At 71.4% G+C, this 23,744-nt stretch carries 15 protein-coding genes; 8 read left to right on the top strand and 7 right to left on the bottom strand.

Translation table 11 applies throughout. The features are described from left to right. Positions 1-56 precede the first annotated feature (56 nt). The 3 genes from ABFX50_RS44025 to ABFX50_RS44015 all read left to right on the top strand — a co-directional run bounded on the left by ABFX50_RS44025 (position 57) and on the right by ABFX50_RS44015 (position 3,926). Complete coding sequence (locus tag ABFX50_RS44025; protein WP_346155396.1) at positions 57-227, top strand: RNA polymerase sigma factor; 171 nt, start codon at positions 57-59, stop codon at positions 225-227. A gap of 21 nt (positions 228-248) precedes the next feature. Then, a complete protein-coding gene (locus ABFX50_RS44020) occupies positions 249-410 on the top strand; it encodes a hypothetical protein (protein WP_346155395.1) in 162 nt (53 codons plus the stop codon). A 381-nt stretch (positions 411-791) separates the two neighbouring features. Further along, positions 792-3,926, top strand: a complete 3,135-nt coding sequence (locus ABFX50_RS44015; protein ID WP_346155392.1) for an AfsR/SARP family transcriptional regulator — start codon at positions 792-794, stop codon at positions 3,924-3,926. Here the strand turns inward: ABFX50_RS44015 and ABFX50_RS44010 are convergent. From ABFX50_RS44010 to ABFX50_RS43980, 7 genes are all read right to left on the bottom strand, one after another. Continuing rightward, positions 3,923-4,075 carry a hypothetical protein gene (locus ABFX50_RS44010; protein ID WP_346155390.1) on the bottom strand — a complete coding sequence of 51 codons (153 nt, stop codon included), beginning with the start codon at positions 4,073-4,075 and terminating at the stop codon, positions 3,923-3,925. The two genes, ABFX50_RS44015 and ABFX50_RS44010, sit on opposite strands and share 4 nt — an antisense overlap. A 94-nt stretch (positions 4,076-4,169) precedes the next feature. Then, the gene (locus tag ABFX50_RS44005; RefSeq protein ID WP_346155386.1) at positions 4,170-5,420 is read right to left on the bottom strand and encodes a Zn-dependent hydrolase; all 1,251 of its coding nucleotides are present in this window, start codon (positions 5,418-5,420) and stop codon (positions 4,170-4,172) included. Continuing rightward, positions 5,417-5,593, bottom strand: a complete 177-nt coding sequence (locus ABFX50_RS44000) for an MbtH family protein (protein WP_346155383.1) — start codon at positions 5,591-5,593, stop codon at positions 5,417-5,419. The genes ABFX50_RS44005 and ABFX50_RS44000 overlap by 4 nt, the downstream gene beginning before the upstream one ends. Next, positions 5,590-6,339: a thioesterase II family protein gene (locus ABFX50_RS43995; RefSeq protein ID WP_346155381.1), complete on the bottom strand. Its 750-nt coding sequence runs from the start codon at positions 6,337-6,339 to the stop codon at positions 5,590-5,592. Before ABFX50_RS43995 ends, ABFX50_RS44000 begins: the two co-directional genes overlap by 4 nt. Then, positions 6,336-9,383, bottom strand: a complete 3,048-nt coding sequence (locus ABFX50_RS43990) for a condensation domain-containing protein (RefSeq protein WP_346155379.1) — start codon at positions 9,381-9,383, stop codon at positions 6,336-6,338. The genes ABFX50_RS43995 and ABFX50_RS43990 overlap by 4 nt, the downstream gene beginning before the upstream one ends. Beyond that, positions 9,380-10,000, bottom strand: a complete 621-nt coding sequence (locus tag ABFX50_RS43985) for an LOG family protein (protein ID WP_346155376.1) — start codon at positions 9,998-10,000, stop codon at positions 9,380-9,382. The genes ABFX50_RS43990 and ABFX50_RS43985 overlap by 4 nt, the downstream gene beginning before the upstream one ends. Further along, positions 9,997-11,502: an amino acid adenylation domain-containing protein gene (locus ABFX50_RS43980; protein WP_346155374.1), complete on the bottom strand. Its 1,506-nt coding sequence runs from the start codon at positions 11,500-11,502 to the stop codon at positions 9,997-9,999. Before ABFX50_RS43980 ends, ABFX50_RS43985 begins: the two co-directional genes overlap by 4 nt. Before the next feature lie 143 nt (positions 11,503-11,645). Here ABFX50_RS43980 and ABFX50_RS43975 point away from each other — a divergent pair, with 143 nt between their 5' ends. The 5 genes from ABFX50_RS43975 to ABFX50_RS43955 are packed head-to-tail and all read left to right on the top strand — an operon-like array spanning position 11,646 to position 23,737. Further along, positions 11,646-14,858 carry an SDR family NAD(P)-dependent oxidoreductase gene (locus tag ABFX50_RS43975; RefSeq protein ID WP_346155372.1) on the top strand — a complete coding sequence of 1,071 codons (3,213 nt, stop codon included), beginning with the start codon at positions 11,646-11,648 and terminating at the stop codon, positions 14,856-14,858. Further along, the gene (locus ABFX50_RS43970; protein ID WP_346155368.1) at positions 14,855-16,564 is read left to right on the top strand and encodes a fatty acyl-AMP ligase; all 1,710 of its coding nucleotides are present in this window, start codon (positions 14,855-14,857) and stop codon (positions 16,562-16,564) included. The genes ABFX50_RS43975 and ABFX50_RS43970 overlap by 4 nt, the downstream gene beginning before the upstream one ends. Next, positions 16,561-19,209 (top strand): type I polyketide synthase, encoded by a 2,649-nt coding sequence (locus tag ABFX50_RS43965; protein ID WP_346155365.1) that lies wholly within the window; start codon positions 16,561-16,563, stop codon positions 19,207-19,209. Before ABFX50_RS43970 ends, ABFX50_RS43965 begins: the two co-directional genes overlap by 4 nt. Next, complete coding sequence (locus tag ABFX50_RS43960) at positions 19,206-20,600, top strand: amino acid adenylation domain-containing protein (protein WP_346155363.1); 1,395 nt, start codon at positions 19,206-19,208, stop codon at positions 20,598-20,600. Before ABFX50_RS43965 ends, ABFX50_RS43960 begins: the two co-directional genes overlap by 4 nt. Positions 20,601-20,608: 8 nt before the next feature. Beyond that, a complete protein-coding gene (locus ABFX50_RS43955; protein ID WP_346155362.1) occupies positions 20,609-23,737 on the top strand; it encodes an amino acid adenylation domain-containing protein in 3,129 nt (1,042 codons plus the stop codon). Positions 23,738-23,744: the final 7 nt, after the last annotated feature.

The following is a 23,744-nucleotide window of genomic DNA, read 5'->3' as shown; positions in this document are numbered from 1 at the left end:
GGGTCTCGGACCACTTCTCCATGTCCACGAACACCGGGACATGAGGAGTTGAGGCGGTGACGGATGAGCGAGAACGATTCACCACCATGTACGACGAATGCCGTCAGCGAGTGTGGGCCTACGTGGTCGCCCGCGCTGGACGGCAGGTCGCCGACGAGGTGGTGAGCGAGACGTTCGCCATCGCCTGGCGCAAGCTCGACCAGGTGCCCGGCAACGCCCTGCCGTAGCTGCTGAGGATCGCCAGGAACGTGCTGCGCGACTCCGTCAGGGAGGAGGCGCGGCGTGAGGGTCTCGCCAGGGAGCTGCGCGAATGGGTCGTGGGCGACGTCGCCGACCAGGTGGCCGAGCGCCTGGGAGTCCTCAGGGCCATGCGGAAGCGGTCTGGGGGCCGAATCTCCCCGCACCTTTGAGCAATACGGGGGCCTATGGCCAAGGAAATGATTTCTCGGGCATCGCGTTTGGGGCTCTGGTGTCCGAAATGTGGACGCTCGGCCCTGATCAGCGCCTCGCGGGCGTGCGGCGCGGAGAGAACGCTATACCGAACGGCCGATCTCGTCATTGGGGGCGTACTGCGACAACATCAACGGCCGAGTCAGGCAGGGGCAGGGCCCCGGCCGTCGCCGATGGGCAAGCAGGGATGGCGTGCAAGGTGAATGTGGTGGATCGTTACCGTCATCTCGTCCTCGTGACCGCGCGCGTGCGTACCAGCTGGTCGTGACACCGCGGCGTCCGAGGGCCGGGCTGAAACGGAAGCGCGCGGGCTGCCGCGCGGTGAGTTCAGGGAGCGCCCAATGAGTAGTGTTCTGTCTTTTCGGGTTCTCGGGCCGCTGGAAATCCGGGCGGGTGAGGAGCGGATCCAGATCAGGAGCTCGCGGCAGCGGATCATCCTCGCCCTGCTGCTCCTGCGATCGGACCGGGCGGTGCCTGTGGAGCGGCTTGTGGAGGCCATCTGGGGCGAGTACGCGCCGCCCACTGCGCGCAGTCAGGTGGTCATCTGCATCTCCGGCCTGCGGCGCATCTTCGCGGACGCGGGCGACTCCACCAGCCTGCTCCGCACCTCTCCTCCGGGGTACATCTTCCACGCCGCCCCCGAACAGGTCGACCTCCTTGCCGCCGAACGCCTGGCCGGCCGCGCCCGTACCGCGGAGAACCAGGGAGACTTGGTCACCGCGGCGAAGCTGTTGCGCATGGCCTGCGGCATGTGGGAGGGCCCGGTGCTGGAAGGCATCGAGAGCTCGTTGCTCGAAAGCGAGGCGCGCAGGCTCGAGGACAAACGGCTGACCTGGGCCGAGCACAGTGCCCAGCTCGAGTTGAGCCTGGGCAGGCACCGCGAGGTGATCGACGACCTGGCGGAGCTGGTGAGGGCCCATCCGCTCCGGGAGCAGTTACGCGCCCAGCTGATGCTGGCGCAGTACCGGTGCGGACGCAGGGCGGACGCGCTGGAGACCTACCGTACGGGCCGCCTGCAGTTGATCGAGGTGCTGGGCATCGAACCCAGTGCCGAGCTGCAGTCCCTGCACGTCACCATACTCAACGATGATCCCGGACTCGACCAGTTCGTGATCACGCCGCAGCAGGGGCTCACGCAGGAGACTGTGGTGCCGCGCGACAGCGAACCGGCCCAGGTCTACGACGATGCCCCCTACCAGGGGATCGATGAGGCGGCGGTGCCCGCCCAACTGCCCGCGGACGTGCCCTACTTCGTCGGCAGGAGCGACGAGTTCGCCAGCCTGGACGCCTTGTTGGAGGAGCGGCAGCGGCAGGGCCTGCTCACCATCGCGCTGGTCACCGGCATCGGCGGTGTAGGCAAGTCAGGATTCGCCGTGACCTGGGCGCACCGGATCGCGGCTCGTTTCCCTGACGGGCAACTCTATGTGGACCTGCGAGGCTTCGACCCCGATGCCAAGCCGCTGAGCTCTCACACGGTCATGGGCCGCTTCTTGCGGGCGCTTGGGCTCTCGGGCGACCGCATCCCCGACGATCAGGACGAACGTGCGAGTCTGCTGCGCACCGTGCTGGCCAAGCGGCGCATGCTGATCCTGCTGGACAACGCCCGGACGATCGACCAGGTCCGGCCGCTGCTGCCCGGCCTGGGCACCTCATGCGTGATCGTGACCGGCCGGGACCCGCTCGGAGAGCTGACGGCGCTGGACGGGGCCAGGGTCGTCCACCTGGAGGTGCTGAACCCTGCCGACAGCGCCGAGCTGCTCCAGGCCGTCGCCGCTACCGTGCAGATGAGTGACGCCTTACGCCTGGCCGCCCTGTGCGACGGTTTACCGCTTGCGCTGCGCATCGTGGGCGCCAGGCTCAACGCGCGGACCGACTGGACCCCCGGCAAGCTTGCGCTCCGGCTCGCCGACGAGCGGCGCCGACTCGACGAGCTGAGCTATGGTCAGCTCACCGTACGGGCGACCTTCGCCCTGAGCTATCGGGATCTGGGACCCGAGGCGGCCAAGTTGTTCCGCCGCCTCGGGCTGCTGGAGGCCCGCGACTTCGCCTCCTGGACCGGCGCCGCGCTTCTGGAGGTCGACGAGCTCACCGCCGACCGGCTGATAGACCAGCTCGTGGACGCCCGGCTGCTGGAGGTGGCCTCCATCGACGGCCTCGACCAGGTCCGCTACCGCTTCCATGACCTTGTCCGGCTCTACGCCAGGGAACGCGGCTACGAGGAGGAGTCCCATCAGGACCGGACCGACGCGCTGGAGCGTGCGCTGGGATGCTGGCTCGCGCTGGCCGAGGAGGCGCACCGGCGCGGGTACGGCGGCGACTTCACCCACCTGCACAGCTCCGCGCCCCGCTGGCGGGCACTGGACATGGATCGGCTGCTGGAGAAGCCGCTCGACTGGCTGGAGGCCGAGCGTAACGCCCTGATCAGCGCCATTTCCCAGGCCGCGCATACCGACATGCCCGACCTCTGCTGGGACCTGGCCATCGCCGCCACCACACTGTTCGAGGCGCGTAGCTATTTTGACGACTGGCTGGCCACGCACGAGACCGCGCTGGCAGCCGCGCGCAAAGGGAATGATCTACGGGGCGAAGCGGCCGTACTTTACTCGCTGGGCAGCCTGTACGTGTTCCAGCAGGTCATCCCCAAAGCGCAGGAGCTCTTCGACGCGGCGTTGCGGCTGTTCCAGCAGTTGGGTGACGACTACGGGCGGGCGCTGGTGCTGCGCAACGCCTCGCTGCTCGATCGGATCGCGGGCAGGTTCGAGGTCGCACTGGACAACTACCGCCAGGCCAAGGAGATCTTCGCAGCGGTGGGTGACCGGTTCGCCGAGGGGCACGTGCTGGGCAGCATCGCCCAGATCGAACTCGAACGTGGCCGGGTCGAGCCCGCCGAGCAGCTTCTCACCGGCGCTCTGGAGCTGTTCAGGGACCTGGGCAGCGAACGCGGCCAGGCGCAGATACTCAACCGGCTGAGCGAGACGCTGCGGGTACAGGGCCGCCTGGAAGAGGCGGAGGCGGCCTGCCTGACCGCGCTCGAGTTCGTCCGGGGGCAGGGAGACGAGGTGGGGCAGGCATATCTGCTCCGGGCGCTGGGCGAGATCCAGCTGGACCAGGACCGCCGCGAGGACGCGGCGGCCAACTTGCAGGAAGCTCTGGCTCTCGCTCAGCGGCTCAACGAGCGATTCGCGGAGGGCCGGATCCAGCTCGCGCTGGGTCGGCTCCGCATGCGTGGGCAGCCCGACGAGGCCATCACGCATCTGCTCGACGCGTGTGACATCTATTCGGAGCTCGACGCCCGGCTGTGGGAGTTCCGCACCCTGTTCCTGCTGGGGCAGGCGTTCATGCAGTCCGGAGACCTCGAGTCCGCCCGGGACGTCTGGACGCGGGCCCTGACCTACTCAACCGACAGCGAGTCCGCCGAGTTCGAGGAGGTCAGGAACAACCTCGCCGCCCTGGAGCCGACACGAGCCGACGATTAGGCCCAGTGACTGTTGCCCGTGCATTCGGGTGTGGCGATGGGGCAGTCGCCGGTGTGTGCGTGTGCGGTGCTCGCGATCATCGGCGCGGGAGCCAGCGCGAAGGCGATGACGGCCACGAGCTTCGCGACCCTGATCACCCATCGAGACATGGAGTTACCTCTTTCCTTGAGCGGGGTTGGCCCGCATAAGAAACGTACGGGAGGCCGGTCTCGTGGGGATATCACGAGGAAAACTCCTCGATATTCAGGAAATTTTGTCCTTCTTGAGCACGGCGGACAGGAGCACGTCGGCTCCTTGCGCCAGATGGTGGGGCGCCGTGTACTCGGTCGGCGCATGGCTGACCCCGCCCGCGCTCGGGACGAAGATCATGCCTATGGGGGCGATGCGGGCGACGATCTGCGCGTCGTGCCCCGCCCCGCTCGGCAGGTGGTGCGAGAGGTATCCGTGCTCGGCCGCCGCCTTCGCGATCAGCTCCTGGAGCTCTGGCTCGCAGCCCACGGGCTCGGTGCGGGCGCCGGCCTCGACGGTGACGCGGACGCCGGAGTCCTGCTCCACCCTACGGGCGATCCCCACCAGCCGGTCCGTCGCCAGGTCCATGTTGACGGTGGAGGCGTCCCTGAACTCCACCCCGAGCCGTACCCGGCCCGGGATGACGTTCCACATCCCCGGGTCGACCGTGATCGTGCCCGCGGTGGCGCGCAGGACCAGCCGTTCCTCGGCGGCGATGGACCGTACGGCCTCGATCAGCCGCGCCGCGGCCACCAGGGCGTCCACGCGCTGCTCCATGGGAGTGGTGCCCGCGTGGCCGGCGACGCCCTCGACCGTGACGGAGACGTTCACCCTGCCGATGATCGACTCCACCACGCCGATCGGCACGTCCAGCGACTCCAGCACCCCACCCTGCTCGACGTGCAGCTCGAAATAGGCCGCGATCGAGCCGGGCGTCCATGCCGCGCCATCGAGCAGGTCGGCGTCGCCACCGACCGACCGCAGCAAGTCGGCGATGGTGACGCCGTGCTCGTCGACCTGGTGGGCGGCTCCCGGCGGCAGCACGCCGGCGAAGGCGTGCGACCCCCACATGCCCATCGTGCCCCGTGCGCCCTCCTCGTTGCAGAACGCCACGACGGCCAGCGGATGGTCGAGCGCGATGCCCTCTTCCGCCAGGGTGCGGGCTACCTCTATGCCGGCCAGCACGCCGTAGGCGCCATCGTATGCGCCGCCTTGGATAACGGTGTCGATGTGAGAGCCGAGCACCAGCGCGGGCGCGTCGCCGTTTCTGCCCTCCCGCCTGCCGATGAGGTTGCCCGCGGCGTCCACCTCGACGGTCAGGCCCGCGTCCTCCATCAGCCGGGTGACGTATGCGCGCCCGGCCACGTCGTCGGCGGTGAACGCCAATCTCGTCATACCGCCGCCGGGATCGGCCCCGATGGCGCCCAGCCGCCGCACGTCCGACATCAGTCTGGCCGCGTTGACGCGCAGCGTGGTCTCGGTCATGAGGCGCGCAGCGACTTGGGCCGCATGTCCGTCCACACTCCCTCGATGTACGCCAGGCAGGCGTCGCGGTCGCTGGCCACGTCCGTGGCCGTCCAACCCGCGGGAAGGTCCCGGCCTTCCGGCCACAGCGAGTACTGCTCTTCGTGGTTGTACACCACTACGTACCTGTTCATGATGCGATCTCCAGATCCTGGACGATGAAGCGGAGCAGTTCCGCGCGCCGTTCGTGCATGAAGAAATGACCACCCGGCAGGACGCGCATCCGGAAGTCCTCGTCGGTGTGCCACTGCCACGCCCGTGCCTGCTCAGGGGAGACCAGCCCGTCGGCGTCGCCGGTGAAGGCCCGGATCGGGTACGGCAGAGCCGGCTCCTCGATCGGCGTATAGGTGTCGGCCACCTGCAAATCCGCGCGGAGCTTGGGCAGGACGACCGCCAGCAGCCGGGGGTCGTCGACGATCATCCCGTCAGTGCCGCCGAGCCGCTCCATCCGGGCGACGAGTGCGGGGTCCGGCAGGTCGTAGGTGGTGGGATCGCGCGGCAGATCGGGCGGCCCCGCCGCCGCGAGCAGGAGCGCACGGGGCTGCTCGAACCCCCTGTACACGACCCGCCTGCGCAGCTCCCTGGCCACCTCGAAGGCCACCCAAGCGCCCAAGCTGTAGCCGAACAGCGCGTACGGCCGGTCCAGATACGGCTCCAACCCGTCGGCCAGGTCCGCCACCAGCTCTTTCATGACCGTGTACGGCTGCTGCCTGATCCGCCGCTCGCGCCCCGGCAGGTGCACGGGCGCCACCTCCACGGTGGCGGGCAGGAGATCGGCCCATTGCTGGTACTCCACCGACCCTCCCCCGGCGTAGGGCAGGCAGAACAGCCTGATCGCCGCCTCGGGGCGCGGGCAGGGCAGGCTCACCCACTCGGTCATGCCTCACCCCTCGCGATCGGGACGTCCGGATCCGTGACGAGCTCCACGATGGTCCGCCTCAGGTCGGCGGCCATCGCGGCGACGGTCTCCGGGCGGAATAGGGCGATGTCGAATTCGAGTACGGCCCGTGCGGACTCGCCGAACTCGGTGACCTCGAGTGCCAGGTCGAACTGGGCGGTGCCGAGGGGCGGCACGACGCGCTCGGCCTCGATGCCGGGCAGCCGGTCCTCGGCCGATTCCAGCAGGCGCAGGTCGACGAGGGTGAAGAGCACGTCGAATGGCGTCGCCGGCGCTATCTTGAGCTCGTCCACCAGCCGCGACAGCGGCAGCTCCTGGTGCTGGTAGGCCCGCAGCACGCCCGCGCGGACGCGGTCCACCGTCTCGGCGAAGGTGCGGTCCGGGTCGAGCCGGCTCCTGATCGGCACGATGTTGACGAAGTGGCCGATCAGATCGGCGACCTCGGCCCTGGACCGGCCGGAGACCACCGAGCCCACGGTGACGTCGGAGGTGCCCGCCTGCCGGGCGAGCCACACCTGGAACGCGGCGAGGAACACCATGTGGGGCGTGGCGTCCAGCCGCCTGCACAGCTCCCCAGCGCTGACCGGTAGGTCGAACGCGTGCTGGCGGCCCTGGAAGAGCGGCCGCCTGGGCCTGGGGAAGTCGGTGGGCAGGGACGTCGGGACGGCCCCCGCCAGGGTGTCCTTCCAGAAGCCGACCAGGTTCCTCAGGCGCTCGCCTGCCAGGTCCTGGCGCTCCCACACGGCGTAGTCCACGTACTGCAGCGGCAAGGGCCGTGGCGTCCGGCCGGAGCCGTGGCGGGCGCGGTAGAAGGCGCACAGCTCCCGCCAGAAGATCGCGGTGGACCAGCCGTCGAAGACGATGTGGTGGACGAGCAGCAGCAGGACGTGCTCGTCCGGCGACACTCGGTACAGGACCGGCCGCAGCGGCGGGCCGGCCGAGAGCGTGAACGGCTTGCCGTACTCCTCGATGATGAGCCGCATCGCGTCGGTCGTGTCCACCACCGGTAGCCGCATCGGTGCCGGGTCGGCCACGCGCTGCGTCGGCCCCTGCCTGGTGGCGTGGAAGCTGGTACGCAGCGATTCGTGCCTGGCGATCACCTGGTTCAGCGCCCATTCCAGCGCGGCGACGTCCAGCGGGCCGCGTAGCCGGAAGGCGTGCGGCGCGCTGTAGGCGACGCTGGAGGGCGCCAGCTGTTGCAGGATCCACAGGCTCTCCTGGGCATGGGAGAGCGGGTACGACTCTCCGGCGGCGCGTGGCACGAGGACGGGGCCGGCGGCGCGCTCCGGGCCGGCGATCCACCCCGCCAACCGGGCCGGGGTGGCGTGCTCGAACAGGTCGGCGATCGAGACCTCGAGACCCAGCTCCTCCTGGAGCCGCAGCGTCACCTTGACCGCGGCCAGGGAATGGCCGCCGCGGCGGAAGAAGTTGTCGTCGGGACCGATGCCGCCCGCAGGGTGGTCCAGGACCTCGCTCCAGATTCCGGCGATGGCCTCGACCAGCTCGGCGGGCGCCGCTGCGGCTGCGGGTGCCGCCTGCTCCACCGGGTGAGGCACGGCGATGGCCGGCGTCGGGCGGGTCGGCAGCTCGATGCCGCTGAGCGGGATCCCCTGAGAGGTCAGCGCCGCGTCGAGCACCCGCAGGTAGCCGTCGGCGAGCCAGGCGACGGTGGCCGGATCGAAGAGGTCGGCGTTGTAACGCAGCAGCCCCGATACGTCACCTTCGACGGAGATGAGCTCCATCCCGAGGTCGAAGCGGACATGCGCTTCTTCGACCGGATGCGTGACCAGGTCGAGGTCGCCCAGTGCCAGCCGCATGCCGCGCTCGCCGGTGGAGGGGGCGCCCAGCGGCGACGCCGACGGCCCCTGGTCCGCCCGCAGGATCTCGCCTCGCTGGGAGGAGCGCAGCGTGAAGCTCGCGTCGAACAACGGTGAACGGCTCGAGTCCCGCTCCAGGCCGAGCCGCTGCACGAGCAGGGAGAAGGGGTAGTCCTGGTTGTCCAGTGCGTGCAGCATCCCAGCGCGGGCCCGAGCGGCGATCTCGCCGAGGGACGGGTCTCCCGTGAGGTCGACCCGCAGCACCACCGGGTTGGCTAGATAGCCGATGACGTCGCCGAACTCCGGACGGCTCCGCCCGGTGGCGAACGTGCCGAGCAGGAACGTCTCCTGGCCGGCGACCCTGCCCAGCAGGGCCTCGTACGCGGCCAGCAAGATCGTGTTGAGCGTGCCCTCGCCGCGCGCGACCAGCCTGCGCAGCGCGGCCGAGCGCTCGGCCCCCAAGCGGAAGGCGTGCGAGCCGCCCGCGAAGGTCTGGCCGGACGGATGGGGTCTGTCGATCGGTAGCGCGAGCTTGGACACGGGTGCCCCGAGCAGGTCGAGCCAGGCGGACTCCAGCCTCTTGCCCGCCGGTCCGGCCAGCATGGCCGCCTGCCAGGACACGAAGTCGGCGTAGCTCGCACGGGGCGGCGCCAGCCCGGGCTCGGCGCCCCGTGCGTAGGCGGCGTAGGCGTGCCCGAGCTCGTCCATCGCCTGGAACAACGACCAGCCGTCGATCGCGATGTGGTGGGTCACCCAGAGGAGCACCGGCGGCGCGCCTGACCGCCGCACCACGACGACGCGGGTCACGGGGCCGCTTGCGAGGTCGAACGGGCGGGCCGCCTCAGCTGTGAGCATGGCGGACAGATCCCTGCGGCCCAGGTCGGTGACGCTGAACTCCAGACCGCCCGACGGGTGCACCTGCTGGACCGGGGTCCCCTTGAGGTGGCGGTAGGTCGTGCGGAAGATGGCATGGCGAGCCACCAGCCAGGCGAATGAGCGCTCGAGAGCGTCCAGGTCCGGTTCTCCGTGGATGGTCCAGGCGAAGGGCACGTTGGAAGCGGCGTTGGCCTGCGGCCCGGCCTGGCTGATGACCCAATGTGCGCGCTGGCCGTACGACAGCGGGATCGGCGCCGCTCCTGCCCTGGCGAGCTGGGCGAGCAGCGCCCGCTTGGCGGCGGGAGAGGCCGGCGCGCGGGTTCGCATCGTCATTCCGGGCCTCCGGAGCGGGCCAGGAGCAGGCTCTCCACCAGGGAGAGCGCCTGCTCCGGCGTGGGCACGGAGTGGAACGTGGGCTGCTCGGCCGTCGAGATCAGCTCGAACCGCGTGAGGGTGTCGAGCAGGCCGATGAGGCCATCCCAGATGCCTTCGGTGTTCACGATGACCATGGGCTTGGCGGATCTGCCCAGGTAGGAGGCAGAGAGCACTTCGACGATCTCGTCGAGGATGCCGTAGCCGCCCGGCAGCGCGATGAAGGCGTCGGAGCTGTGTAACATGTGCTCCTTGCGCCGCTGCAGCGTCTCGGTGATCTGCAACTCCTGCTGCGGCGCCGCGATGGTGCGCTCGCGCTCGTACAGGAAATGGGGGATGACTCCCCTGATCGAGGCCCCGTGGTCGGCCGCTGCCCAGGCGACCTGGCCCATGAGACCCGAGCCCCCGCCGCCGTAGACGAGATGGTGGCCGCGCTCGCCGATGAGCCTTCCGGTCTCCTTGGCGGTGTGGACGATGGCGTCGGAGTTGCTCGGCGCCGCGCCGCAGAAGACGCAGATTCGCAGGGGCCGCCCGCCGCGCGTGGAGGTAGCGCGGGCCTGCACCGTTGTCGTGGTCATGGGATTCGCTCCAATGCGATGCGGTCGAGCTTGCCGTTGGAGTTCAGCGGGAGGGAAGTGAGCCGGCGGAACCCCGCCGGGATCATGTGGGCGGGCAACTGGTCCGCGCAGATGACGCGAACCTGCCGGATGTCGAGGTCCTGGCCCGTAAGGTAGGCGACGATGGAGGGCTCGCCGATGGGCGGCCGCCGCACGACCACGGCCGCGTCGCGCACTCCCGGAGCGCGGCGCAGCAGGGCCTCGATCTCCGTCAGCTCGATCCGGAAGCCGCGGAGCTTGACCTGTGCATCGAGCCGTCCCAGATACTCGAACGATCCGGACTCGGACTGCTGCACCAGGTCTCCCGTGCGATACCAGCGCGCCTCGCCGTCACCGAGATCCACCGTAGGGAAGCGCTCCGCGTTCAGCTCGGGCCGGCCGACGTACCCGATCGCCAGCCCGGTGCCGCCCACCCAGAGCTCGCCTTGGGCGCCGATGGGCACCACCCGGCCGTCGGCGCCGACGACGGCCGTGCGAACGTGCCGGAGCGGGTAGCCGATGTCCGTGGGGCCCGAAGACCTGCTCACCGTCACCCGGTCGACCAGCGCGCAGGTGGAGAAGACGGTGGTCTCGGTCGGGCCGTAGATGTTGACCACGGACTCGTGCCCGCCCGTCCCGGCGCGGACGTCCATCCACGTCCTGATGGTGTGGTGATCGATCGCCTCGCCGCCCAGGACGAGGTAGCGCAGGGCCAGGGGGCGCGGCTTGTCCACGAGAGCGGCGGTCAGGTACTTGAACATGCTCGGCACCTGGCACAGCACGGTGACCCCCTGGTCGGCCAGGGTGTCCAGGAGCCGCCACGGATCGCGTCCCACCTCGGTGCCGATCACCACGATGCACCCGCCGTGCAGCAGCGCGCCCCATATCTCCCAGACGGAGAAGTCGAAGCAGTGGCTGTGGAACCAGCTCCACGCGTCGGCGGTGCTGAAGGAGAACCGTTCCGCAGCCGAGCGGAACAGCTCCTGCACGGCGTGCTCGGGTGTGGCCACGCCCTTCGGCGTGCCGGTGGATCCTGAGGTGTAGATGATGTGCGTGGGGACGTCCGCCGCGCGCTCGGCCGACGGCACCGGCTCCGCCTCGGCACCGGTGACCTGGATCTCCGCCGTCCCCTCGAAGGGCCATGGCGTGCCGGGGTCGGCGCAGATCGCGCGCACCCCGCTGTCCTCGGCCATGAACCGCACTCTGGCGGCGGGATAGTCGGGGTCGAGAGGCACGTAGGTGCAGCCATGGTCGATCACCGCGATGATGGCGGCGACGACCCTCCACGAGCGGCGCATGTACACGCCCACGCGATCACCCGGCCGGATCCCGAGCCGGGCCAGGGAGCGCCGGACATCGTAGGAGGCCGCGGCCAGTTCCGCGTAGCTCACCGTCCGACTCTCGTCGACGACGGCGACGGCCCGCGGCCGGCACCGGACATGGTCATGGAAGACGGAGGTGAGCGAGCTGTATTTCTCATTCACGGACCAGGATGCTGCCGAAGTTCGCAGCTCGCCGGTATTGGACGCCTCGCTAGTATTGCCCGGCCAACCCCCACTTCCGGCTAGGTACAGCCCACGCCCTGCGGCGGAAGACGCCCACGCCGCACATCGCGATGCTGCTGCTCATGAACAGTGTGGTGTTCCTTTTCCCCGGGCAGGGCTCGCAGTGGCAGGGCATGGGACAGGCCCTGATGGAACGCGAGCCGGTCTTCGCCGACGCGGTGCGAGAGTGCGAGCGCGTGCTGTGCCCGCACGTGGCCTGGTCACTGACCGACGCCCTGGTGCGGGGCACAGGGCTGGACCGTATCGACATCATCCAGCCCGCCCTGTTCGCGCTGCAGGTGGGCCTGGCCAGGCTGTGGGAGTCCGTGGGCGTGGTGCCGTCCGCGGTGGTCGGCCACAGCCTCGGCGAGGTGGCCGCCGCGCACGTCGCGGGCGCGCTGACGCTCGCCGACGCGGCCGACGTCATCCGCATCCGCAGCGCCATGCTGCGCCGGATCAGCGGCGCCGGGGCGATGGCGCTCCTCGGGCTGAGCTGGCGGCAGGCCGCGGAGCTGCTGGCCGGGGAGGATGGCCGCGTCCGCGTCGCTGCGGGCAACGCGCCGAACCTGACCGTGGTCGCGGGCGACCGCGACGCGGTCCACGACTTGACCGAGCAGCTGCGGTGGGACGACGTCTTCGTCCGGATGGTGGGCGCGGACGTGGCGAGTCACAGCCATCACGTGGAACCCCTGCTCGGCGAGCTGCGGGCGGCCCTGGACCACATACGGCCCGGGGCGGCGGACATCCCCCTGTGGTCCACCGTGGTCGGCGGGCCCGGCGTCGTGCCCGGCGCGGAGTACTGGTGCCGCAACCTGCGCGACCCGGTCCTGTTCTGGCCGGTGGTCCAGCAGTTGCTGGACGCCGGCCAGGACACGTTCGTCGAGCTGAGCGCGCACCCGACGCTGATCTCGGGGCTGAACGCCCCCGGCGTGGTCACCCGCTCGGGCCGCCCACCCCGGCTGTTGCCGTCCGTGCGCAGGCAGGAGCCCGGCACGTTCGCCGAGTCGCTGGCCGAGCTGAGCGCGCGGAGGCTGTCCGAGGACTCCTTCCTCCGTGACCACAGGCTGGACGGGCAGGTGGTCTTCCCCGCCGCTGGATACCTGGCCGCCGCGATCGAGCACGCCGGCGCGCTGGCCGACGTGGAGTTCAAGGCCCCGCTGATCGTCGAAGGCGTCCGGTGGTTACGGACGCTGGCCGAGGACGACGCCTTCACCTTCAGCGCCGACGGGCGTGTGCACGCCACCGCGTGCCGTGTCGCGCCCATCGCCGCCGAGCCGCTCTCCCTCGACGCCATCAAGGCACGCTGCACGCGATCAGCCGACCCGGCGGAGCTGTACGCGGCACTGGCCGGCCGCGGCGTGGCGTACGGGCCGGCCTTCCACGGCATCGAGGAGATCCGCACGGGCCGGCACGAAGCCCTGGTCCGGCTGCGCGCACCGGATTCGCAGCCGGACATCCCGCGGCTGGACGCCTGTCTGCAGGCGGCGGCTGCGCTGGTCGGCCACGACGCCGTGGCCATGCCGCACCGGATCGGCCACGTCTCGATCCTGGCCGACCTCGGCACCGCTCGCTGGGCGCACGCCAGGGCCGACGAGCAGGCCACCCGCTTCGACATCGACGTCTGCGACGAGCAGGGCCGGCCCGTGCTGGCTCTGCGCGGGCTGACGCTGCGCGAGGTCGCCCGCCAGGCCCCCGCCGACTGGTCCTACAGCACCCTATGGGAGCCGATGGAGCCGCGAGCCGCCGAGCCGCTCCAGGGCGTGGTGTTCAGGCACGAGGATGGCGCCCCGGCCGAACAAGGCGTGCGCTCGCTTCTCGCTCTGGTGCAGAGGCTGATCGCCGACCCGGCTCCGGTCCGGCTCTGGGTGATGACGCGCGGCGCGCAGGCCGTCGGAAACGGCGACGTGGCCGACCCCGACGCCGCCGCGGTCTGGGGCCTGGCCCGCACCATCCGCCACGAGCACCCGGAGCTGCGGTGCACCCTGATCGACCTCGATCCGCACGGGGACGGCCGCCCACCTCGGATGTGGGAGCTGGGAGAGGAGAACGAGGTCGCATGCCGCGACGGGCGGTGGTTCGCGGCGCGGCTCACCCCGCGTGACCCGATCGACTCGGGCACACCCCGGCTGCGGGCCGACGGCTGGTACCTGGTCACGGGCGGCCTGGGCGGTCTCGGCCTGCTCACCGCTCGACAGCTGGTACGGCACGGCGCCCGGCACGTGGCCCTGCTGGGCAGGAGCGCGCCCGGTGAGTACGCCAGGAGCCGGATCGGCGAGCTGCGCGCCGCGGGAGCCCACGTCCACGTGTCGGCTGCCGACGTGGGCGACGCCGGCGAACTGGCGGCAGCGCTTGACCGGCTCCGCGCGCAGGGGCCGCCCATCCGGGGCGTCGTGCACGCGGCGGGAGCGGCGAGGGACCGCACGATCGCGGCCGCCACGTTCGAAGACCTGCGCAAGGCGCTGCGCCCCAAGGTGAGCGGCACCTGGAACCTGCACCGGCTCACCGAGGACGACCCGGTGGAGCTGTTCGTGCTGTTCTCCTCGGTGATGGGGGTGATCGGCGCAGGTGGCCAGGCCGGCTACACCGCCGCCAACGCCTTCCTGGACGCGTTCGCGCACTGGCGCCGGGCCCGTGGCCTCCCCGCCACGAGCATCGCCTGGGGGCCGTGGTCGGAGGTCGGCGCGGCGGCCCGCCCGGACCGTGCGGGCCGCCTGGCCGAGCGCGGCATGGGCGGGATCAGCCCGGCCGCCGGGCTCGAGGTGCTGGACGGCCTGCTGGCCGAGCACCCGGACCAGGCCCCGGCGCAGGTTACGGTCGTCCCGCTGGACGCGGCGACCTGGTTCGCGAACAACCCGGGGCACGACGGCTGGTCGGTGTTCGCCCGGCTGCGCTCCTTCGCCGCCAAGGAAGGCGAGCTCCTGTCCGTCGCGGACCTCGGTCCGGCGGAGCTGGAGCGACTGCTGGCCGAGTGGGTGGCGGTCGTGCTCCGCGTACCGCCCGCGGTCATCGACCCAGGGCTGTCGCTGATCAAGCTGGGCTTCGACTCCCTGATGGCAGTCCAGTTGCGCAATCTCCTCGACGCACGGCTCGGGGTGCTGCTGCCCACGCTCTCGTTCCTGGACGGCCCCTCGATCACCGAACTCGCGACGCGCGTCCGCGCGACCCTCGGCGCCGAGCCCGCCGAGGCTTCCGGCGCCGACGACAGGCTGCTCGCCCCTCTGGCCGCACTGTCGGACCAGCAGGTGGACGAGCTGCTCGACGAACTGCTCAACGACCCCATCGGAGGCGAGGCATGACCCCTGCCCGCAGGGCTTCGGTGCTCGAAGCCCTTCTGATCACCGGCGCCCAGCGCGGCGACCGGCCGGCGCTGACCGTGCTCGACAGGCAGGGTACGGCCGAACTCAGCTTTGGCGACCTGGCCCACCAGGCGTGCCAGGTCGCCGCCCGGCTTACGGAGCTGGGCGCGCGAGGCGAACGGGTGCTGCTCCTGTGCCCCACGTCGCCCGAGTACGCAGCGATCTTCTACGGCTGCATGCTGGCGGGGGCCGTGCCCGTGCCGGTGTTCCTGCCGTCCGCCGCGCACTTCACCGCCGCCTGGCCAAAGATCCTCCCCATCGCTCGCGACTCCGGCGCGGCCTACGCGGTGACGCCCGGGGAGCTGCCCCAGGCCGAGCGGCTGTCGGCGCTCGCGGGCTTCCGCCGTTGTCTGCACACGGCTGACCTGCTCACCGGCCCGGCCGAGACCGGCCTGGCCCTTCCCGCACCGGATGATCTGGCGTTTCTGCAGTACACCTCGGGCTCCACCGGCCAGCCGAAGGGCGTCATGGTCACCCAGCAGGGGCTGCTGCACAACGCCCGAGCCATGGGCGGCGCGCTCGACGCCGACGAGCGAACCACGACGATCTCCTGGCTGCCCCTCTACCACGACATGGGCATCATCGGCGCGCTGGTCTCCCCGCTGCTCTGGGAGGCGCACGTCGTCCTCATGCCGTCGCAGATGTTCGCGGCCCGGCCGACCACCTGGCTCCGCGCCATCAGCGACTACCGGGGGCAGCTGTCCTACGCGCCCAACTTCGCCTACGAGCTGTGCGCGAGCAAGGTCACCGATGCCGAGCTGGCCGAGCTGGACCTGAGCTCGTGGCGCCGGGCCGTCTGCGGGGCCGAGCCGATCCGCGCCGCCACGATCGAACGCTTCGCCGCCACGTTCGCGCCGACGGGACTGCGGCTGGAGAACCTGCGCCCCGGGTACGGCATGGCCGAGGCCACACTGGTGATCTCCATGGGCCGGTGGCGCGGGCGGGCGGCGACCACCACTGAGGTCGCCGGCCGCTCCTACCTTCGGTGTGGCACGCCCGTGGCCGACACCACCGTGCGGATCGTCGACCTGGAGACGGGACTCCCCAGCGCACCCGGAGAGGTCGGCGAGGTCTGGATCTCCAGCCCGTCCGTGGCGGCAGGGTACTGGCAACGGCCGGAGGCCACGGCCGAGACCTTTCACGCCCGGCTCCCCGGCCATCAGGAACGGTTCCTGAGGACCGGGGACCTGGGCATGATCAGCGACGGTGAGATCGTCCTCGTCGGCCGCCATAAAGACCTGATCATCATCAACGGTGTCAACCACTACCCCCAGGACATCGAGCACACGGTCGAGCAGGCTCACCCTGCGGTGCGACCCAGCATGGTCGCCGCCTTCGCCGCCGCGGCCGCCGAGGACCAGCCCCAGGCGGAGGTCGCCGTGGTGGTGGCCGAGGTGCAATCCTCGTTGGCGGACGACCTCAACCAGGTGATCACGGACATCAGGCTGGCCGTCGCCAAGGAGCACGACGTCAGGCTGGACGGGGTCTTCCTGGTGGAGCCCCGCACCATCCCGAAGACCACGAGCGGGAAGATCCAGCGCAGGGCCAGCCGCGACGGCGTGCTCGCCGGCGAGTTCCCGACGCTGGCCGCCTGGAACTCGCCCGCCCTGGCCGGCATCCAGCTGGGCGAGGCGGTCGGGGCATGACCACCTCCCCTGGCCTCCTGCAGATCATCATCGCCATGGTGGCCGAGCGGATCGGGCACGCCATGGAGGCGGACGACCTGTTCATCGACTACGGCATCGGCTCGTCCGACGCCGTGGCGCTCGCCGGCGCGCTTGAGGCCCGGCTGGGAGTCGCGCTGCCCAGCACGGTGCTCTACGACCACCCGACACCGCGGGCGCTGGCGGGGCACCTGGCAGGCGGCGCGAACGCGCGGGAGCAGCGGCCGGCGGCGGGGGTCCACGACCCCGTGGCGATCGTCGGCATCGGCTGCCGCCTGCCGGGAGCGTCCGGCCCCCGGCAGCTCTGGCATCTGCTGACGGACGGCGTGGACGCCATCGGGCCCGTGCCGGGCGAGCGCGCCGTCCGCCATCCTGGATGGGCCGAGCCGGGCGTCGGAACCGGGGGTTTCCTGGCCGACGTCGACGCGTTCGACCCCGAGTTCTTCGCGATCAGCGCCCGCGAGGCGGCGGCGATGGACCCGCAGCAGCGGATGCTGCTGGAAGTCGCCCACGAGGCCTTCCAGGACGCGGGAGTGCGGCAGGCGGATCTCGGCGGCAGCCCGACGGGGGTCTTCGTCGGCATCAGCAGCAGCGACTTCGCCGTCCGCGCCCTGTCCGGGGGCGCCGAGCCGGACGGCTACACCCCGACAGGCGTGGCGCACAGCGTCGGCGCCAACCGCATCTCCTACGTCTTCGACCTGCACGGCCCCTCCATGTCGATCGACACGGCGTGCTCGTCATCCCTGGTGGCGACCCACCATGCCGTCACGGCGCTGCGGACGGGCCAGTGCGACCTCGCGCTCGCGGGCGGGGTCAACGCGGTGCTGTCGCCCGACATCGCCCTGTGCTTCCGTACGGCGGGCATCCTGGCGCCGGACGGCCGCTGTAAGTCGTTCGCCGCGCACGCCGACGGCATGTGCCGCTCCGAGGGCGCGGTCATGGTCATACTGAAACGGCTGTCCGACGCCCTGGCCGGCGACGACCGGATCTACGCCGTCATCCGGGGCGGAGCCGTGAACAGCGATGGGCGTACGAACGGGCTCATGTCGCCCAGCGCGCCCTCACAGGTGCGCCTGCTGCGCGCGGCCTGCGCGGCGGCAGGGGTACGCCCGGCGGAGATCTCCTACGTCGAGGCGCACGGCTCGGGCACACGACTGGGCGACCTGATGGAGCTGCGCGCCCTGTCGGAGGTCCTCGGCGAGGGCCGAGCCGAGCCGCTGCGGATCGGCTCGGCGAAGAGCAACCTGGGCCATCTGGAGGCCGCCGCCGGCGCCGCCGGCCTGGCCAAGTTGGCGCTGGCGCTGTTCCACCGCACGCTCCCGCGCAGCCTGCATGCGCGGGAGCGGGCCGAGGAGTTCGACTGGGACCGCGGCAACCTGCTCGTGCAGACCGAGACGGAGCCGTGGGAGGGCCGCCTCGCGGGAGTCAGCTCCTTCGGATTCGGCGGCACCAACGCCCACCTCATCCTGGAGGCGGCTCCTTCGCGCGAGCCGGTGCCTGCCCGGCCGGGGCGCCACTATCTGCCGCTGTCCGCGCACACCCCCGCCGCGCTGCGGGAGCTGGCCGGCCGGTGGCGGAACGCCCTGGACGATCCGGACCTGGCCACAGGTGAGCCGTTGGCCGCGGCCGTTCACACGGCCGGGGCCCGCCGCGATCACCACGCCTGCCGCTTCCTGGTGAGCGGCGCGGACGCCGCCGAGCTGCGGCGAGAACTCGACCGGGCGATGGTCGACCTCCTCGCCGTGCCGCCCGCAGGCGCTCGTGGCGGAGCGCTGGCGCTGTTCTTCGCCGATACGCCCGAACTCCAGCCCGCCGTCACCGGCGAGCTGCTCCGGGCGGGGATCCGGCCCGACCTGGTCATCGGTCACGGTCGGGGGGAGATCGCCGCCGCACTCTACCGCGGAGCGCTGACCCGGGCGGGCGCGGAGCAGGTGGCCGCCCACCACGCCAGGGCGCTCGCGGCACTTCCCTACGGGCACGCCGTGCGCGTGCGCCTGGAGCGGCGCCTGGCCGAGGCTCTGTGCCGCCGCGTCGATCCCGGCGTCGCGCTGGCCGCCACCGAAGACCCGCACACCAGTCTCATCGTGGGTCCCCCCGCGGCGGCCGGCCGGCTGACCGCCGCGCTCGAGGGCAGCCAGGTGCGCTTCAGCGCGGCCGGTCCTGTCGCGCAACGACACGGCAAGCCCGCAGTCTCGGCCGCCGCCGAGCTGAAGCGCGCACTGCGCGGCCTGGAGACCAACGTCGGCGAGGTGGCGCAGGTCTCGACGGTGACCGGAGAGCCGGTGGACGGCAGGGAGCAGGACCCGCGGTACTGGGCGGCGCACCTGGCCGGTCCCAGCCTGCTGGCCGAGGCACTCGACCACGCGCTTCGCCGCGGAGTCACCACGTTCGTGGAGATCGGCTCGGACCACCTGGCCCCCAGGCTCCGCGCGGTGGCCGGCGAACGGCAAGCCCACGTGGTCAGGTGCGCGACCCCTGACCACCTCCCCGGTGCGCTGGCCCGGCTCTACGAGCTGGGGTACGACCCCGGCTGGGCGGCGCTCAATCCGCCGGCCCGACCCACGTCCATACCGTTGCTGCCCTGGTCGCGCCAGTGGTCGGCGTACCCCACGGAGGTTCCCGCATGAGTACCGTCCCGCACGACGTGGCCGGCTGGGTGAAGCTCTCTCCTGGCGCCGTCGCCGTTGAGGACCCGGCGGGCGGACTGACGTACGGCCGGCTGGCCGCCAGGGCGAACGCGGTAGCCGACGAGCTGCGGCGGCGAGGCGTCCGGCCGGGCGAGGTGGTGGCGATCGAGCTGCCGCGTTCCGCCGATTACGCGGCCGCGATCTTGGGCGTGTGGCAGGCCGGTGCGGTCGCCCTGCCCGTCGACACCACGCTGCCGCCCGAGCGGCTGCGCTATCAGGCGCGCCAGGCCGGCGTGGCCGAGACGCTCTCGGTCGTGCCCCAAGCGTCCGGGCCGGAGCCGCTGCGGCTCGGAGCCGTCCGGGCGGGCGACCGCGCCTACATCCTGTTCACCTCCGGCTCGACGGGCCGCCCCAAGGGGGTGGAGGTGTCCCACGCCTCCCTGCACAACTGCGTGCACGCGGTCGCCGACCTGCTGAAGCCGGACAGCCGCGAGCGGTACGCGGCGAACCATACCTTCGCCTTCGACATGTCGCTGGTGGAGCTGTTCGTCCCGCTCAGCTACGGCGGGGCGGCCCTGGTCACCACGGAGGCCCTGCAGGCCAGGCCGGACCGGCTCGTCGCATGGCTCGAGGAGCGGGGAGCGACGGTCGTGCACGCCACGCCCACCGCGTGGCGCTCGCTCATGCCCTACCTCACACCGGGACAGCGGGAGCTGCAGGTGGTGTGCGGCGGCGAGCAAATGACCGCGCGGCTGGCCGACGAGCTGGCCGAGCGGGCCGGCCGCGTGTGGAATTTCTACGGCCCGACCGAGGTCACGGTGTGGTGCACCGCCGGGCTCGTCGGCCCGGCTGAGACCGACCCCGTCCCTGTGGGCAGGCCGCTGGCCGGTTACCGGATCCACCTGATCGACCGCGAGGGCAGGCCGGTGCCCGACGGTGAGCAGGGCGAGATCCACGTCGGGGGGCAGGGCCTGGCGATGGGCTACACGGGCATGCCGGAGCTCACCGCCGAGTCGTTCACCGAGCATCCCGAGTACGGCCGCCTGTACCGCACCGGCGACCTGGGCAGGATGCGGCCCGACGGGCAGCTCCAGTTCGACGGGCGCCGCGACCGGCAGGTCCAGCTCGGCGGCTACCGGGTCGAGCTCGGCGAGCTCGAGAGCGTGGCGCAGGATCATCCGCTGGTCGAGCTGGCGGCGGCCTACGCGCTGGACGAGGGACTGCTGCTGCTCGTCCAAGGTCAGGTCACCGGCAGAGCGCTGCGCAAGCACCTGGCCACATTCTTGCCCAGCTACATGATCCCGCCGCGGATCGAGACCCTCCCCTCATTCCCCCTCACCCCCACCAAGAAGATCGACCGAGCCGCTCTCTTGACGTGGGCGACCGGATAGGAGAAGTCATGCCCGGACTGCACGAACTCGTCGAGGCGCAGGTGGAGCGGACACCGGACGCCGTCGCCGTGGTGGACGCCGCCGGCGGGCGGCTCACCTACAAGCACCTGGACGAGCGCGCGAACCAACTGGCCCGGCACCTGCGCGAGCAGGGGGTCGTGGCCGACACTCCGGTCGCGGTCTGTGTCCACCGCGGGCTGGACCTGGTCGTCGCCCTGCTCGGCGTGCTCAAGGCCGGCGGCGCCTACCTGCCCATCGACCCGGACACCCCGCCCGCCCGGGTGCGCGTGATGGTCGAGCAGGCCGGTGTGCCGGTCTGCCTGGGAGAGGAGGCACTGGCGGACCGGTTGCCCGGCGACGTCGCCCGCGTCGTCCTGATCGACCGAGACAGCGACCTGATCGACGCCTGCGCCCGCACCGCCCCCGACGCCGGGCTGCACCCCGACAACCTCGTCTCGATCTACTTCACCTCCGGCTCGACCGGCCTGCCCAAGGGCGTGGCCAGCACGCACCGGGGCTGGGTCAACCGTATGACGTGGATGCAGGACGAGCACCGGCTGGCGCCCGGAGAGAGCGTCCTGCACAAGACCACGCTGAGCTTCGACGACTCGGCCGTCGAGGTGTTCTGGCCGCTGTCCGTCGGCGGTGTGGTGGCGATCCTGCAGCCGGACCTGCACAAGGACCCGGTAGCTCTGCTGGAGGCGGCTCGGAGCTTCCGCGCGGCCGTCGTGCAGTTCGTGCCGAGCATGCTCACGCTCTTCCTGCAGGCGCACCGGCGCGCCGGGCTCCCGTCCCTGCCCCATCTCCGCCACGTGATCTCCAGCGGTGAGGCGCTCACCACGCCGCTGGCCCTGGCCTTCCACGAGCAGATAGGCGTGTACGGCTGCCGCCTGCACAACCAGTGGGGCGCGACCGAGGTGTCCATCGACTCCACCCTGTACACCTACGACGTGCACGACCCGTACGCGGGCCCCGTGGTGTGCATCGGCACGCCCTTCACCGGCAACACCGTGCACGTGCTCGGCCCCGACGGCCGCCCGGTCCCCGACGGGGAGACGGGCGAGCTCTACATAGGCGGCATCGGCCTGGCCCGGGGGTACCACGGCCAGCCGGCCATGACCGCCTCCCGCTTCGTGCCCGATCCCTTCGGTGAGCCGGGCGCCCGCCTCTACCGGACGGGCGACCTGGGGCGCCGCCGGCCCGACGGTGCCCTTGACTACCTGGGACGTACTGACCATCAGGTCAAGATCCGCGGTGTCCGCATCGAGCTCGGCGAGATCGAGGCCACCCTCGACACGCACCCGGCGGTGCAGCAGTCGGCGGCGGTCGTCGCCGGGGACCGCCTGCTGGCCTACGTCAAGGCGGAGGACGTACCGCCCGATCCGGCCGAGCTCAGGGCCTACCTGGCCGGGCGGCTGCCGCCCTACGCCATTCCCGCCCATATCGCGCTGGTCGACACGATGCCGCTGACCCCCAACGGCAAGGTCGACCGCGAGGCGCTGCCCGCCCTGGCTCCCGCGCAGGAACGGGCGCAGGGCCGTCCCCCCGTCTCCCCTACCGAAAAGGCGCTGGCCGTGATCTGGGCGGACGTCCTGGACGTGGACCGGGTTGACCTGGACGACAACTTCTTCGAGCTCGGCGGCAACTCCCTGCTTGCCACTCAGGTGATGTTCCGCGTCCAGGACGACCTAGGCATCGACCTCCCGCTCTACCTGCTCTTCTCCACCGAGTCGCTGGAGGAGCTGGCCGCGGAGACGGACGAGAGCCTGGCCGGTGAGCTCGCGCCGCTGACGCGGGTGTCCCGCGACGAGACCCTGCCCCTGTCGTTCAACCAGGAGCGGCTGTGGTTCCTGCAGCGGCTGGCGCCCGGCTCGACCGCGTACAACATGCCGAACGCCTGCCGGCTGAGCGGGCGGCTGGACGTGCCGGCCTTCCGCAGGGCGTTCGACGCCCTGGTGGCACGGCACGAGATCCTCCGCACGCGCTATGTGGAGAGCGCCGAGGGGGTGCCCGAGATCAGGATCGACGCCGAAGGGCCAAGCCTGATGATCTCACGTGCGCAGGGCGACACCCAGCTGGACCGGGAGACCGCCGCGTCAGCCGCCTTCCAGGCGGACTGGGACCAGCCCTTCGACCTGGCCGCCGCACCGCCTGTCCGCGCCAGGCTGACCCGCCTGGACGCCTACGAATACGTGTTCTCCCTGGTCATCCATCACATCAGCTACGACGCGGGCTCCGAGCAGGTCTTCTGGCAGGAGCTCGCCACCCTGTACGAGGCCGAGCTGTCCGGTCGGGCCGCCGTGCTGCCCGAACCGATCACCCAGTACGTGGACTACGCCGTCTGGCAGCGGCGCGAGAATCCACGGATGGCCGACCAGGTCGACTTCTGGCGCGGCGAGCTGGCGGGCATCCGCCCGCTGAACCTGCCGCTGGACAGGCCGCGCCCGCCCATCCAGACCTTCGCTGGGGCAAGGGTGTCCTTCCTGCTGGACGAGGACATCACCGGCAGGCTGCGCCGGCTCAGCAGGGAAGCGAGCACCACGCTGTTCGCGACGCTGCTGGCGGCCTTCCAGGCCACGCTGGCCGGCACGTGCGGCACCGGCGACGTCACGGTCGGCTCGCCGATCGCGGGCCGTGCCCGCCCCGAGACCGAGCAGATGATCGGGTTCTTCGCCAACACCCTGGTGCTGCGTACGTCGTGCGCCGGCGATCCGACGTTCGCCGAGTTGCTCGACCGGGTGCGAGAGGTCGTTCACGCCGCCTATGCGAACCAGGACGTGCCCTTCGAGCGACTGGTGCGCGAGCTGCGCCCGCCCCGGGACCCGAGCAGGATGCCCTTCTTCGACGTCATCTTCAACGGCGTGCCGATCAGCGCGCTGACCAGCGCGGAGAGCGGGCGGCTCGCACAGGTCACAGTCACGCCCATCGACCTGGCGACCCAGACCAGCGTCGCCGACCTCGTCTGCTCGCTGTCCGAGACCACCGACACGATCATCGGCGAGTTCGCCTACAACACCGACCTCTTCGACGCCGGGACGGTCGAGCGCCTCGCCGGCTCCTGGCTGCGCCTCCTGGCGGATGTGAGCCGCGATCCCCACCGGCCTCTGTCCACCCTGTCCCTGTCCCCCAGCGAGTGAGCGGAGA

This window comes from Nonomuraea recticatena, assembly GCF_039533245.1.
GTDB classification, from domain to species: domain Bacteria; phylum Actinomycetota; class Actinomycetes; order Streptosporangiales; family Streptosporangiaceae; genus Nonomuraea; species Nonomuraea roseola.
Note: the sequence above shows the minus strand (reverse complement) of the source record. Positions and strands in the feature narration are given on the sequence as shown.

Coding starts and splice junctions, on each gene's coding strand:
- ABFX50_RS44015 (WP_346155392.1), top strand. CDS start 792: ATGAGTAGTGTTCTGTCTTTTCGGGTTCTCGGGCCGCTGGAAATCCGG.
- ABFX50_RS44010 (WP_346155390.1), bottom strand. CDS start 4,075: ATGTCTCGATGGGTGATCAGGGTCGCGAAGCTCGTGGCCGTCATCGCC.
- ABFX50_RS44005 (WP_346155386.1), bottom strand. CDS start 5,420: ATGACCGAGACCACGCTGCGCGTCAACGCGGCCAGACTGATGTCGGAC.
- ABFX50_RS44000 (WP_346155383.1), bottom strand. CDS start 5,593: ATGAACAGGTACGTAGTGGTGTACAACCACGAAGAGCAGTACTCGCTG.
- ABFX50_RS43995 (WP_346155381.1), bottom strand. CDS start 6,339: ATGACCGAGTGGGTGAGCCTGCCCTGCCCGCGCCCCGAGGCGGCGATC.
- ABFX50_RS43990 (WP_346155379.1), bottom strand. CDS start 9,383: ATGACGATGCGAACCCGCGCGCCGGCCTCTCCCGCCGCCAAGCGGGCG.
- ABFX50_RS43985 (WP_346155376.1), bottom strand. CDS start 10,000: ATGACCACGACAACGGTGCAGGCCCGCGCTACCTCCACGCGCGGCGGG.
- ABFX50_RS43975 (WP_346155372.1), top strand. CDS start 11,646: ATGAACAGTGTGGTGTTCCTTTTCCCCGGGCAGGGCTCGCAGTGGCAG.
- ABFX50_RS43970 (WP_346155368.1), top strand. CDS start 14,855: ATGACCCCTGCCCGCAGGGCTTCGGTGCTCGAAGCCCTTCTGATCACC.
- ABFX50_RS43965 (WP_346155365.1), top strand. CDS start 16,561: ATGACCACCTCCCCTGGCCTCCTGCAGATCATCATCGCCATGGTGGCC.
- ABFX50_RS43960 (WP_346155363.1), top strand. CDS start 19,206: ATGAGTACCGTCCCGCACGACGTGGCCGGCTGGGTGAAGCTCTCTCCT.
- ABFX50_RS43955 (WP_346155362.1), top strand. CDS start 20,609: ATGCCCGGACTGCACGAACTCGTCGAGGCGCAGGTGGAGCGGACACCG.